We start from the raw sequence: 12758 nt of genomic DNA, 5'->3' as shown, positions 1-12758 counted from the left end.
TCGGCGTCCGCTGGGCGCCGACCGCACGAATCAGTTCAGATGGTGTGCAGCGAAAGCCGCAGCGTTGTGGAGCACCGTGGTTGTGTCGTCGAGGATCCGACCGAAGTGGAGGAACGAATGGAGCACATGCGGATACTCCTCGAAGCGGACGTCGTTGCCTGCCCGCTGCAGGGTCCTGGCCAATGCCCGGCAGTCATCGCGCAGCGGATCGAGCCCGGCGGCCGCGACGAATACCGGCGGCAGACCGGACAGATCGGCGGTGAGGTGCGCGACGAACGGTGAATGTTCGTCCTCCGGGGTCGGCAGGTAGTCGTCGAGGAGGTTGCTGAGGTCGTGGATGCCCATGCCGTCCCAGTCGCCGCCGTAGAGCCTGCGACTGGCCGAGTCGATGAGACCGTGGCTGCCGTAGATGGGCAGGAGGGCGCGCAGAGCCGAGAAGCTCGCGGGACTCGCCCCGATGGTCTCCGGTTCATCGCGCAGAAGCAGACCTGCGCCGAGGGTGAGAACCGCCCCGGCAGAATCTCCGGAGATGGCCAGACGTGTGCCGTCGATGCCCAAATCCTCACCGTGGCCGGCGAGGTGGTCGACGACCCCGGCACACTCGTGCAGCGCCTGTGGGAACTTCACCTCCGGCGACAGCGAATAGTCGACTCCGATCACGGCGAAACCGCCGGCAGCGGCGAGCACGCGCATGATCCGGTCATGTGTATCGAGGTCGCCGAGGCTGAACCCACCGCCGTGGAGGAACAGGAGACCGGGCAGGGCCGCCTCGATGGAGGGGCGATGGATGCGGATCGGAACGTCGATCCCGGCGGTGCGGATGTGGTGATCATCGGTGCGGGCCATGGTCGGGCCACCTTCGTTCCACAGCGTGCGTTCGGTCCGGTATTCGGCGCGTTTGGCGGCCAAGGATCGAGCGGCAGGGGAGAGGTCACCGGCGGCAGAGGCGAAATCTTCGCCAGCCTTGCGGCATTCGTCGGCCCGAGTGGCCTGGACGGCCATGACCTCGCGCATCTGTGGCGACATCGATGCCACGATGTCGGCAGGAATAGTGGCCAGCAGCGCTTCGGTGAGCGCGGGGTCGACGGTCACGCCGGGAATCATCAGCCTCATTCTTGGTCGGCGGCAATGATTCCCAGCTTAGCGAGGCCAGCGGCGGCGGCCACGGTAGGACTCACCTGCGAAGATCCGGAATATCCGCCGACCGTCGCTGTTATGACAAGGGGACTGTGACACCAGTCCTTCACCGCCGAAGACACTGCAGGAGCGAACCCGTGACCGAACACATGCGCCGACACGAAACCGACCACGATATCCCGTGGTCCCTGCCGATCGTCGTGCGCCGGTCCAAGGCCGCCATCGCCCGCCACATCGACGTCCTCGAGGCCACCTCCCGCGCCGTCGTGACCTTCCTCGACGATCCGCGCTCACAGCCGGGCGGGGACTGGAACGAGGCCGTTGAATACTGGCGTGACGGAGCCATCCGCAAGGTCGTGCGCCGTGGTGACGGGAAGAAGCTTGAGGACGCACGCGCCCTCGGGTGTGTGAGCGTGACCTTCGGCGGCACCGACGATTTCGCTCCCGCCGAGGCGCTCGTGTTCGCCCCCGGACCCGTCGAACCTCTGCCGACTGAGCTGAAGAAGCTCCAGGTCGGCGGCACCGAATTCCCGGATGAGGGCGAATCCTCGATCCCCGCCGCCGAGGCAGTCGTGACGATCGAGCTCTCTCCCGAGCTGACGCTGACGACCGGTAAGGCCGCCGCGCAATGCGGACACGCAGCGCAGCTGGCGTTCGAGCAGATGCCCGACGATGTGCGGGACCGTTGGCGTGAGTCGGGGTTCAGTCTGCGCGTGCAGACTGCGACGAAGGACGCGTGGGCGGCGAACGACCAGCAGATCAGCGTCATCGACGCAGGTTTCACCGAAGTCGACGGTCCAACCGAGACCGTGCGCGCCCGCTGGTGAGACGGGAAGTGGGGAAGCCGCCTCGGCGAGGGAAGACTCAGGCGTCGTCGAGGTCTTTGAGCTCTTCTTCGCTCAACGGTCGCGTCTTCGTGCCGTTGCCGAACTCATCGAGGTAGATCATGTGCTTGACCATCTCACCGGTCTCTTCGTCCTCGACGTCGATGATGTCGCCGGGATGGGTCTGGGGCTGGTAGAAATCTTCATTGACTCCGGTCATTGTGACCACCTCCTATAGGTATCTTCACCTTACGATGCTGTGATCTGAGTCTCAAGGGTCCCTATTGCTACCTGACGGCGGCCCAGCAACCTCGCGCCAGGTTGCTGGGCCCCCGTCAGGTAGCAATAGAGGGTCTTCAGGGTGCGGAATCGGTAGTCTGAGTTCATGGAACGCCAGAGATTTCACTTGTCCGGTGGTCGCGATCGCAATGTCGCCGAGGAGGCCCGCCCCGGAGAGGACGAGTTCCGCGTCGATATCGAACGAATCCGGTTCTCCCCGTTCTTCTCCCGCCTGGCCTCGGTCACCCAGGTCATCCCGCAGGCAGGGTCGGGCACGGTCATCCACAACCGGCTGACCCATTCGCTCAAGGTCTCCGCGGTGGCCCGGTCGATCGCGATCACGTTGAACAACGCCGACGAAGCGACCCGGGATACGGTCAGCCGCCTCGGCGGGTGTGATCCTGTTGTCGTGCAGGCGGCCGCGGCCGCCCACGATCTGGGACACCCGCCGTTCGGCCACCTCGGCGAGAAGGAACTCGACCGGGTGTCGCGGCAGGTGCTGCGCCTCGATGACGGGTTCGAGGGGAATGCGCAGACGTTTCGGATTCTCACCGCCCTCGACAGTTGCGAGGCAACGGCGCGCGGTCTCAACCTCACGCGCGCGGTTCGGGCCGCGGTGCTCAAATATCCGTGGGAGCGCGGGGAATGGTTCGGCGATCGGGCGTCGTCGGCGGCGCGGATGCCGCGCGGGGTCGGTGACGATGTCGGCGAGGGAGCGATGAAGTTTTCCGCCTATGCCACCGAGCTCGAGGAGATGGCGGACGTGCTTTCGGCGTTCCCGGCGATCGAAAAGTATCAGCAGACGCTCGAGTGCGCGGTCATGGATGTCGCCGACGATATTGCCTATGCCGTGCACGATCTCGACGATTTCTACCGGTCGAACGTGCTGCAGTACACGGCAGTGTCCGCCGAGCTCGGGCGGTGGCTGCGCGACTGCCGAGAACTGGCGGCGCTCGATTCTTCCGAGCTGGATCGGCGGCGGCCCGGGCATGCGCTTGAGGCGATCCGGAGGCATACGCAGGAGAAGGATCCGTGGATCGCATCGGAGGAGGCGTTCCGGGAATCGGTGGAGCGGGTCAACCGGGATCTCGTCGAGGGACTGCTCGGCGTTCCCTACGACGGGGGACTGGAGGCGGATCGGGCGGTCACCGGCTTCACTCGGCGGTGGATCGACCGTCTGCAGGCGTCCATCGTCGTCGACCCGGACCCGCATGTCCGCAGCGGTCATGTGCGGCTGAGTCAGGAGGCTTGGCACGACGTCGTGGTGCTCAAGTTCGTGCATTCGCGGTTCGTGCTCGAACGGTCTGACCTGGCCGTGTATCAGCGCGGGCAGACGCGGATCATCGCGTCCCTGGTCGAGGGATTCCATGAGTGGCTGCTCGACCCGGACGAGGCGACGCGGATTCCCCGGCGTCTGGTCGATTCCGTCGAGGCGGCCACGCAGGAGTATTCGGACCTGTATGCGCGCAACCCTTCGGCGCTGGGGCAGGAAGGCGCGGCCGGGATCGTGCGGCGTGGTCGGGCGCGGGCGGTCGTGGACTACATCGCTTCGTTCACCGATGCGCAGGCCATGTCGGTCAACGCTCTGATCACCGGGGCCTCCGACGAGCCGTGGGAGGCCGGGCGCGGGTTGTAGGGCGCGCGAACATCGCCGGCTGGCTTTGGCGCGAAGTCGACGCAGAGGGCGGGCACGCAAACGGCGGGCACGCAAAAGGCGGGGTCGGAGTTCTCACTCCGACCCCGCCGTTTCGACGTTCACATGCTCAGATCTCAGAGACCTGCGCGGTGACGACGGGTCATGTAGACCGCCACTGCACCACCGGCGACGAGGAGCGCGGCAAGCCCTCCGAGTGCCAGGGTGCCGTTGGCACCGGTGCGGGGCAGATCGCCGCCGCCGTCAACAGCCGCCGAGGCGTTGGCGTTGACGTCGGAATCGGCCGAAGCGTTGGCTTCGTCGTTGCTCGAAGCAGCGGCATTCGCATCGTCGGACGCGGAAGCCGAATCGTCTGCATCGGCAGTTGCCGAGGCGGAGTCGTCAGCATCGGCGGACGCATTCGCTGAATCATTGGCAGCAGCAGCGTCATCGGCATCAGCCGAGGCGGATGCTGCATCGTTGGCATCAGCGGTGGCGGATGCTGCATCGTTCGCATCGGCAGAAGTTGAGTCGTCGGCGTCTGCGGTGGCCGAAGCTGAGTCGTTCGCATCGGCGGATGCGGAGTCGTCGGCGTCAGCGGTGGCAGAAGCCGAGTCGTCGGCGTCAGCGGTTGCCGAGTCATCGCCGGGAGCATCGTCGGCAGCGGTTGCCCGAACCGAGGAGGACGCCAGGTTGATGTCGGCCACAGCGTTCGCTGCCTGCGTCTGCGTTCCACCTGTGTTCGGGAGGAGCTCGAGGCTGACCGCGTTGACGGTGAAGCCGTCTGAGTCGGTGCCCTTGACGTTGCTGTCTTCAGCAGGGTCCCGCTTCGTCGGCTGCTCATTGATCGTCAGATCGACAACCTGGTTGAGCCCTTCGAAGACTGGGTCGAGGTCGGACAGCAGCGGATCGACGATCTCGGTGACATTGCCGGAGACCTCGTCGGCCGTAGCATCGAGGATCGGGCCGATGAGGGGCTTGGTCACTGCGGTGAGCTTCTCAAGCAGCGGTCCGGTGATGGAGTTCAGGAGCTCTCCGACGTCGATTCCAGCGAGCTTAAGGTCGGTGGTGACCTTGGGATCGCCTTCGCCGGTGCCGGCGAGCTGACCCAGGGTGGCGTCGATGTTGACCTTGCCGTCAGCTGCGGGAACTCCGACTGCCGTGGCCTTGGCCGGCAGCGAAACCTCGACGCGAACATCGTTCAGAGCATCTTTGAGGGTTTCGTTGAGCTTGCCGGAGAGGCTGCCGAGTGCGTCGGCGACTGCGTCGGTGATTTTCCCGATGGTCTCGGAGGTCAGCACCTGGGTGTTGGGATCGAGGCTGTTGAGGTCCTCGCCGTTCTCACCCTTGACGACCTTGGCGAGATCGATCTTGATGTCGCCGTTCTTGAGGTCGATCGAGACGATGCCCGACTTGTCTTCGAGCTTCTCGTTGACGACGTTCTCGACGACGCTGTTGAGGGCGTCCTGAGCCTCGACGTTGACGGTGGTGTTCTCGCCGCCGAGTTCGATGTCGGCAAGTCCGGTCTTCACGTTGATGCCGGCGTTGCCGAGTTTGTCGGCCAGGCCCTCTTTGGCAATGACGTCTTCGAGCGTGCCGCTCGTACCGTCGACGACCTTGTTCAGTGAGTCGGACAGATCGCCGACTGCCGGGCTGGAGACGGTGAGGATTCCGTCGGCCACGGCGTATTCAGAGGTCGCCTCGTCGGAGCCTTTGGCTTCTGCCGTCGATGCGACCGCGCCGAGTTCGAGTGAAAGCTCGTCGACGATCTGGTCGGTGACACCGTCGAGGCCCGCCTGGGAAAGGACCTGAGTGAGGTTGACGTTGGCATTGCCGTACGCACCGTTGTTGATGTCATCGAGGTTGAGGGCGCCGTCTTCCCCGACGGCACCCGCGCTGGCCTTCGCGCTGTCCGCGGACGGGGCATAGCCGTACGAGTTGAGGGCTCCGGCTTCGCCGAGCTCCAGGAGGCCGTCGCCGCCAGGCTCGCTGACGACGGGCAGCGAAACGCCATTGCCGAGATCGAGGTCGACTGCGTTGAGGGCTTCTGCGTTGAGCGGAGTCTTCGCCTCTTCAGGATTGCTGGGGAAGCTGCTGTACGCTCCCGCTGCGTCGACGAGCTGTTCATCGAGGAGGTCCGACTGGACGAGCTGACCCAATGCCTCGGCATCTTCATTCGGGTCGGGGTTGACGGCTGCAGCACCGGGAGCTGTAGCCATGACGGTCAGTCCCAGTGCGGTAGCTGCTGCGGCGGTGCCGACAGCGGCCTTGCGCACGGGAACGTGCCCTTTACGGAGCTTACTCATATTTATCCACTTTCGTTTGCGACGCCCGACAGTTCCAAGCGCACGATTGGAAGGCGTGCTGTTTTCGTCGAACGCATCACACCATACAAGCGGATGAGAGAATAATGCGAGGGTCATGAGAGAGTCACGAACAAATAACGAATGAATGCAGGTTGCGATCTTTCGCGTCAAGGTGAATTGTGAGTGAATCAGCACTTTCGGCGGAGAGGTGGGTCTGAATGCCGCTCTTCCGCTTAGGCTAGCGGATCGTGGCTGACCTGGTGCTTTAGTCCATCACTCGTTGATCTCGGCATACGAGAGAGTACAAAGCGACTTGAGCCTCCGGTGGACACAGTATGTGAAATACATCACAGTTCCAAATATGACGACGTTGTGACTGATCCGAGGCGATTGATTACCGCACGGTAACGATACGCCGATTGAGCGCACGAAAAGAGCGGGGCCGGAGCTTTTGCTCCGACCCCGCTCTTGTGCGGTTCAACTCATGTGCTGAGCTGAGTCACCTCTCAGTGCTTGCCTGTCGAGGCGCGGTAGCGGCGGGTTGCCCACACCGCTGCAGCACCGCCGGCGAGGAGCAGTGCGGCGAATCCGACCATGGCCGGGATGCCTTCTGCACCCGTCCGCGGAAGGTCTCCACCGGCATTGCCCGAGGCGTTCGTGCTCGAACCGGCCGAGGCGTTGGCCGCGGATCCTGCGTTCGCTGCCGAGCTGGCGTCCGACGAGGCCGAGGAGTTTGCCGAGGCGGCCTTCTCGGAATCGTTCGAAGCGCTGGCTTCAGCCTCGGCACCGTCAGCCGAGGCGCTGGCTGCGCCTCCGTCGGCTGAAGCGTTTGCTTCGTCACCGTCGCTGGAAGCGCTGGCCTCAGCTCCGTCGGCGTTGGCCGCGGCCTCTGCCGAGGCTGCGCTCGACGCTTCGGCATTGGCTGCCGCGGTTGCGGCCGCCGCAGTGTCGGCGTCGGCCGCTGCCGTGGTGTCAGCGCTTGCGGAGGACTCATCGGTAGCGTCGGCTGCTGCGGTAGCGGCGGCCTGTGCCGATGCGTTGGCCTCTTCGGTGGCATCTGCCGATGCCGTGGTCGAAGCTTCCTCTTCAGCTGCCGCTTCTGCGGCGGCTTCAGCGTTTTCGTTGGCTGCCGCGGATGCGGTGTCGTTGGCATCAGCGTCGGCGGCGGCTACTGCTGCTGCTTCGGCTGCTGCGTTGTTGTCGTTATCTGCATCTGCCGATGCCGCTGCGGAGGCCGACGCGTTGGTGTTTGCGTCTGCTTCCTCGGCTGCCGAAGCGTCCGGATCGGCCGAGGCATCGGCTTCTGCTGCTGCTTCAGCCGATGCTTCGGAGGAGGAATCCGCGTTGGCTGCAACCGATGCAGCTGCTGCCGAGTCGGCGTTGGCCCCCGCAGTGGTGTCGGCGTTTGCAGAATCCTCGTCAGTCGCATCGGCGGCTGCAGTGGCTGCGGCCTGTGCCGATGCGTTGGCCTCTTCGGTGGCATCTGCCGATGCCGTGGTCGAAGCTTCCTCTTCAGCTGCCGCTTCTGCGGCGGCTTCAGCGTTTTCGTTGGCTGCCGCGGATGCGGTGTCGTTGGCATCAGCGTCGGCGGCGGCTACTGCTGCTGCTTCGGCTGCTGCGTTGTTGTCGGCATCCGCCTGAGCCGAAGCCGCAGCAGATGCCGAGGCATTGGCATCAGCCGTGGTGTCCTGAGACGCATCGGCAATGGTCGAATCATCGGCATTGGCGGCTGCTTCTGCAGATGCCGCACTCGAGGAATCGGCCGTGGCCGCCGTGCTGGCAGATGCGGCAGGATCGGCGTCCGCATCCGCGGTAGCGGCGGCGTTCACATCGTCCGAGTTATCTGCGTTGGCGGCTGCGGTGGCTGCGGCCTGTGCGGATGCGTTGGCCTCTTCGGTGGCATCTGCCGATGTCGTCGTGGAGGCTTCTTCTTCGGCTGCTGCTTCTGCGGCTGCTTCAGCGTTTGCCTCGGCTGCTGCGGATGCGGTGTCGTTGGCATCAGCGTCGGCGGCGGCTACTGCTGCTGCCTCTGCTGCTGCGTTGTTGTCGGCATCCGCCTCAGCCGATGCCGCAGCAGATGCCGAGGCATTGGTGTTCGTGTCAGCTTCCTCGGCTGCCGCGGCGTCAGGATCCGCTGCGGCGTCAGCATCGGCAGCTGCCGTAACTGAAGCGTCGTCCGACGACGTGGCGTTGGAGGCCACGGCCGCCGAAGCTTCCGGATCGGCGTCGGCCGCTGCAGTGGTATCAGCATTCGTCGCGTCCGTTGCGTCAGCAGTCGCTGCTGACTCGGAGGCAGAGGTCGACGACGCGTCCTCGGCGGTGGTGGCGTCTGCCGTGGTGTCCGCAGTTGCGTCTTCCGTGGCGGCAGATTCGGCGGCGGCGGTCGCATCGACGTCTGCAGCCGCGGACGCCGTGGTCGTCTGGTCTGCCATCGCGCCCGGGTCCGATGCGGCTTCGGCAGAGGCGTTGCTGTCGTCATCGGCGGTTGCTGATGCGGCAGCAGAGGCCGCGGCGTTGGTGTTCACATCGTCGTCACCCGGTTCCTCGGGAGCCTCAGCAGTTGCACGGACCGAGGAGGATGCGAGGTTGACGTCGGCAAGTGGACCACCAGTCAATTCTGGCAGCAGTTCTAGACTCACCGCGTTAACAGTGAATCCGGGCCCGTTATCTCCGTCGACTTCGCTTGAATCCAGCGAGGACTGGGCGCTGGCGCCAGTCGACGTTGGGTTCGGAGATTGCTCGTTGATCGTCAGGTCGACCACCTGATTGAGAGCTTCGAGGACGGGTGCAAGCCCATCGAAGAGCGGATCAGTGACGCCCTCGAGTGCAGAAGTGAGTTCTTGGGGCACTGCCTTGAGAATGGGGCCGACCACTGCCTTTACCGGTTCCAGAAGCGCAGGGACCAACGCCGTGGTCAGCGGATCCAGGAGCCTATCGAGACTGATGATTCCAAGCAGATTGCCGTCTACATCAATGACGGGGTCTCCGTCTGCGGTGCCAGCGAACTGGCCGAGAGTTCCGTCCACGGTCACAGTTACATCAGCTTTGAGAACGCCAAGCACTGCGCTGACCTCTGCTGGGATCTCGATGTTCAGCTCAACGTTGTTCAAGACATCCGTTACGGTTTCCGTGACTTTTGACGTCACTGTACCGAGTGCGGATTCGAGCGCATCGACGATCTTCTCGATTGTTGCAGATGTCAGAACCTGAGTATTCGGATCGAGGTCATTAAGGTCCTCACCCGTCTCTCCCTTGACGACCTTGGCAAGATCAATCTTGATATCGCCGTTTTTCAGATCGATGGAGACGATGCGCTCGTCATCTGTGAGCGGCTCTTCGATCAGTGTCTGTGCTGCATCTTCGAGTGCAGTGTCCATCCCGTTGACCGCGACGGTGCCATTGCGCAAATCGACTCGGGCAACTCCCGGAATGTTGATATTGGCAGTGTTGCCAACAGACTTAACGACGTTGTCAAGGGCCCCGTCGCTGCCTAAAGCGTCATCGAGGGCTCCTCCGGAACCTTCCACGATCGTCTGCAGATCGGACCCGAGGTCGCCCACGAGATCACTCGAAACGGTGAGCTGTCCATCTGCAACAACATAATCGGGGGTGGTCGTAGTCCCGTCGCTTTCCGCAGTCGAAGCGATCGCACCCAGGTCGAGGCTCAGCTCGTCAATGACTCCGTCCGTGACTCCGTCAAGCTCAAGCTGGTCAAACAGAGACGTGAGATCAACGCTGGCGTTTCCACTGGCGGCAGGATTGTCGGGGTCAAGATTGATGGCACCGTTCTCACCGACCGCTCCAGTGCCGGCGGTCGCCGAGTTGTAGCTCGGTGCGTGCGCATAAGAATTCAGGGCTCCGGCATTGCCGATCTGAAGCAGTCCAGCTCCGCCTTCGGGTGCAACTAACGGGAGGCCGATATTTGGCAGTTCAACACCCAGATCGCGAAGCAATTGGAGATTCAGAGCCTGGTTGTCTGCCTCTTTGCCCTCGTCGGTTGGTGAGCTGCGATAAGAGGATGAGACGTCAAGTAGGTCAGCTGTGATCAGATCGGTGTTGATCAGCTGAGCGAATGCCTCTGCATCTTCTCCAGGGTTCACTTCATCGGCTGCCGCGGGGGACACGGTCATTGCAGTCAGTGCCAGCGCCGATGCGGCGGCAACTGTGCCTACAGCAACTTTTCGACCGGTTCCGGGCCGGCCTCTCAGTATTCTCATGGTTCTCCAGATCGTTCAGACCCTGATCAGGTCCAGGCACCGCCTGGACGGAAACAGGCAGTTTCCTGACAGGACGCTCACAACGTTACGGAGTCATGCAGGAGTAATCACGCAATTACAACAAATGTTATCTGCTCGTTATAGTTCTTTCACTATAGACTTCATGCGGTGTCCTCGGATCCGCCAAAGAGCTCCCTTGGGCAGGAAAGGTCTAGTAAATTACCAGGTCAAAGCGGTGTTCCTGTCGTCGCATCGCTTGTGGGTCTCGTCACCATGCGATCACGTGGCAGTCATCCGAATTAGAGCGTCGAATCACGATCCGCGCCACAGAATCGATACATAGCTATCGAACCGTGACCAGGTTGTGTAACGGCCTTATGACCAGGCATGTTGCGTTTTACGCACCGAAGCTGCCCTCGGGTTTCGGACACCCCGCCCAGTCGTCAGCGTTCGCGAATAGAGTCGAACCAACCGGAATCGCCGCTTCACCCGGGCGTGTAGACAGCAGAATCGACGAAGGAGTTGAGACATGGCGAAGAAGACACGATGGGCCGTCATCGGTGCGGGAATCATCGGAGCCGCGGTCGCCCGCGAGATCCTCAGCCGCCATGAGTTCGCCGACGTCACCCTCTTCGAGAAGGAAGACCGTCCAGCCGCGCACCAGGCCGGTCACAACTCCGGCGTCGTCCACGCCGGCCTCTACTACGAGCCCGGCAGCCTCAAAGCTACACTCTGTCGCCGCGGTGTCTCCCTCCTCACCGACTTCGCCGCCGAGCAAGAAGTCGCCTTCGATGAATGCGGCAAGGTCGTCGTCGCCACTGACGATGTCGAAGTCGAACGCCTCCGCGCCATCCATGACCGGGCCCTGGCCAACGGGGTGCCCGACATCGCCCTGCTCGATCGCGACGGTCTGCGCGGCATCGAACCGAACGCCGAAGGTGTTGCCGCACTCCACTCACCCCACACCGCGATCATCGACTACCCCGGCCTCACCGACGCCCTCGTAGCCGACTTCCGCGCCCACGGCGGCCGCGTCCGCTTCTCCACCCCGGTCAAGAACATCGACCGCCGAGGCGGCCCCACCCGTGACACCGCCATCGTCCGCACCCCGGTCGATGCCCAGGAATTCGACCACGTCATCGTCTGCGCTGGCCTCCAAGCCGACCGCCTAGCCGCTCGTTCCGGAGAGAGCCGCACCCCGACCGTGGTGCCGTTCTTCGGCCAATACTTCATCCTCGATGAGGGCTATAGTGACGCAGTCAACGGCCTCATCTATCCCGTCCCGGACCCGAAATATCCCTTCCTCGGCGTCCACGTCACCCGCCGCATCGACGGCGGTCTGATGATCGGGCCCAATGCCTTCCTCTCCTTCTCCCGCGAGGGCTACCGAGGTCTCGGCCTCAGTATTCCCGATTCCCTTGCCGTGGCCGCCGACCCCGGATTCTGGCGCTTCGCCGCCGCCAATATGGCCACCGCCGCCCGTGAGCTGCCCGGGGTGCTCTCGATCGAGAGATTCGTCGCCGAGGCGGCCCGCTACGTTCCGTCGCTCGCCGCAGCCGACGGTCACCGCGCCACCCGCGGAATCCGCGCGCAGGCCATGAATCGGGACGGAACACTCGTTGATGACTTCGTCATCGATCGGGCGGGGGCCACGCTGTTCGTCAGGAACTCGCCGTCCCCGGCAGCCACCTCGGCGCTGGCCATTGCCGAACACCTCGTCGGCATCATCGACGGGCGATGATGCCGGTGCCGGGCGTCGACGACGAAGGGCCGCCCACCCGACCGTGAGGACGGGGAGGCGGCCCGAAGATCAGGGTGGCTGCTCAGTCGCACCGACTCACTTGGGTGTGCGGGTCTCTGCGCTGATGAACCAGGCCTGCTGCTCGAGTTGGGCGATGTAGCTGTGGAAGATGTCGGCGGTCGTCGGGTCCGCCGAGTCGACCTCGTCATGGGTGCTGCGCATCGACGCTACGGTTGCCTCGATCGACGCGACCATGTGGTCGATGGCGTCGTGGGTGCTGATCTCTCCGTTCGGGAACTCCGGCAGCCCTGTCTGTTCGGCGATCACCGCGGGGCGACCGTCCGGTGAGGCGTGGAGGGCACGCATGCGTTCAGCGATCTCATCGCTGCCTGCACGGGCGATGTCCGTGACTTCGTCGAGGTTGAGGTGGAGGTCACGGAAGTTCGCGCCCACGATATTCCAGTGCGCCTGCTTGGCGGTGAGGCTTAGGGCGATGAAGTCGACTAGGACCGTCTGGAGGTTCTTGGTGAGGGCGTCGGAGGCGATGAAGCCGCGTTCGGCGTTCTCGCGAGTGGTCTTCTCTGAGCCATGGGGGTCGGGAACTGTCACTGACTGTGTCAT

8 protein-coding genes are annotated in these 12758 nt (G+C 63.8%); 3 read left to right on the top strand and 5 right to left on the bottom strand.

What is annotated here, in order from left to right:
• Positions 1–30 precede the first annotated feature (30 nt).
• Entirely contained in the window at positions 31–1092 is a 1062-nt protein-coding gene (locus GUY30_RS13425) for an alpha/beta hydrolase fold domain-containing protein (protein ID WP_228281352.1), read from the bottom strand.
• Between the two features lie 182 nt (positions 1093–1274).
• Between GUY30_RS13425 and GUY30_RS13420 the strand changes: the two genes are divergently transcribed.
• The gene (locus GUY30_RS13420; protein ID WP_228281349.1) at positions 1275–1964 is read left to right on the top strand and encodes an aminoacyl-tRNA hydrolase; all 690 of its coding nucleotides are present in this window, start codon (positions 1275–1277) and stop codon (positions 1962–1964) included.
• 37 nt (positions 1965–2001) lie between these two features.
• Here the strand turns inward: GUY30_RS13420 and GUY30_RS13415 are convergent, their stop codons facing one another.
• Positions 2002–2181 carry a hypothetical protein gene (locus GUY30_RS13415; RefSeq protein ID WP_167198521.1) on the bottom strand — a complete coding sequence of 60 codons (180 nt, stop codon included), beginning with the start codon at positions 2179–2181 and terminating at the stop codon, positions 2002–2004.
• 165 nt (positions 2182–2346) lie between these two features.
• Here GUY30_RS13415 and GUY30_RS13410 point away from each other — a divergent pair, with 165 nt between their 5' ends.
• Positions 2347–3876, top strand: coding sequence for a deoxyguanosinetriphosphate triphosphohydrolase family protein (locus GUY30_RS13410; RefSeq protein WP_167198518.1), 1530 nt, complete (start codon positions 2347–2349; stop codon positions 3874–3876).
• A gap of 134 nt (positions 3877–4010) precedes the next feature.
• Here GUY30_RS13410 and GUY30_RS13405 read toward each other — a convergent pair whose 3' ends face one another.
• Both GUY30_RS13405 and GUY30_RS13400 read right to left on the bottom strand, forming a co-directional pair.
• Positions 4011–6179, bottom strand: coding sequence for a choice-of-anchor G family protein (locus tag GUY30_RS13405; RefSeq protein WP_167198515.1), 2169 nt, complete (start codon positions 6177–6179; stop codon positions 4011–4013).
• A gap of 506 nt (positions 6180–6685) precedes the next feature.
• Positions 6686–10309 carry a choice-of-anchor G family protein gene (locus GUY30_RS13400; RefSeq protein WP_167198512.1) on the bottom strand — a complete coding sequence of 1208 codons (3624 nt, stop codon included), beginning with the start codon at positions 10307–10309 and terminating at the stop codon, positions 6686–6688.
• A gap of 616 nt (positions 10310–10925) precedes the next feature.
• Here GUY30_RS13400 and lhgO point away from each other — a divergent pair.
• Complete coding sequence (lhgO, locus tag GUY30_RS13395; RefSeq protein WP_167198509.1) at positions 10926–12137, top strand: L-2-hydroxyglutarate dehydrogenase; 1212 nt, start codon at positions 10926–10928, stop codon at positions 12135–12137.
• A 96-nt stretch (positions 12138–12233) separates the two neighbouring features.
• On the opposite strand, the gene GUY30_RS13390 is transcribed toward lhgO, so the two are convergent.
• Complete coding sequence (locus tag GUY30_RS13390; RefSeq protein ID WP_167198505.1) at positions 12234–12758, bottom strand: Dps family protein; 525 nt, start codon at positions 12756–12758, stop codon at positions 12234–12236.

This window comes from Brevibacterium pigmentatum (assembly GCF_011617465.1).
Lineage (GTDB): Bacteria > Actinomycetota > Actinomycetes > Actinomycetales > Brevibacteriaceae > Brevibacterium > Brevibacterium pigmentatum.
The sequence above is the reverse complement of the archived record's forward strand: the minus strand, read 5'-3'. Positions and strand labels throughout refer to the sequence as shown.

Bases quoted from the DNA above. Each gene is read 5' to 3' on its own strand.
- GUY30_RS13415 (WP_167198521.1), bottom strand. From the start codon at position 2,181: ATGACCGGAGTCAATGAAGATTTCTACCAGCCCCAGACCCATCCCGGC.
- GUY30_RS13410 (WP_167198518.1), top strand. From the start codon at position 2,347: ATGGAACGCCAGAGATTTCACTTGTCCGGTGGTCGCGATCGCAATGTC.
- GUY30_RS13405 (WP_167198515.1), bottom strand. From the start codon at position 6,179: ATGAGTAAGCTCCGTAAAGGGCACGTTCCCGTGCGCAAGGCCGCTGTC.
- GUY30_RS13400 (WP_167198512.1), bottom strand. From the start codon at position 10,309: ATGACCGTGTCCCCCGCGGCAGCCGATGAAGTGAACCCTGGAGAAGAT.
- lhgO (WP_167198509.1), top strand. From the start codon at position 10,926: ATGGCGAAGAAGACACGATGGGCCGTCATCGGTGCGGGAATCATCGGA.
- GUY30_RS13390 (WP_167198505.1), bottom strand. From the start codon at position 12,758: ATGACACAGTCAGTGACAGTTCCCGACCCCCATGGCTCAGAGAAGACC.